The following is a 445-nucleotide window of genomic DNA, read 5'->3' on the forward strand; positions in this document are numbered from 1 at the left end:
GAGTGCAGACATTTGGATTGCGATTAGGGGAATGGACTGATTGAACAAGCTGATGACGTTCAAAAAACGGCCGGTGATCTCCTCCGCAACGATCACGGCGACGTGATCGTACTGTGGAAATCTACGACGCTCATTATCCCAATACTCAAGCGTTCGGATGATATGGGACTCATCCGTTGGGCCGAGCTGAATTTCGACTTCGTAGCGTGTGTTCGTGTCCGGATCGAACAGCAGGAGATCGAGGCGGCCAGCGCCGGGCTGGCGTCGCTCGACGTCTTTCACGTCGAGATCGGAAATGCCCAATCCAAGAAGCGTGACGTCATCGATGATACGTTCCTGGAGCCACTTCTCCGTGAAGGATGGATGCGTCTTCATCGGTACCGGAACTGATCGAACAAACTCCATGTCGGAAAGTTTAGGCGGCTGGCACCCGATCGGTCCGCGA

1 protein-coding gene is annotated in these 445 nt (G+C 54.4%); it reads right to left on the minus strand.

Annotated elements, in window-relative coordinates; translation table 11 throughout:
* Positions 1-405, minus strand: a 405-nt coding sequence (locus tag B7P34_RS36245) for a hypothetical protein (RefSeq protein ID WP_223268633.1), incomplete at its 3' end; no start/stop codon positions are given.
* Between the last annotated feature and the right edge of the window lie 40 nt (positions 406-445).

This window comes from Streptosporangium nondiastaticum, assembly GCF_003011965.1.
Lineage (GTDB): Bacteria > Actinomycetota > Actinomycetes > Streptomycetales > Streptomycetaceae > Streptomyces > Streptomyces nondiastaticus.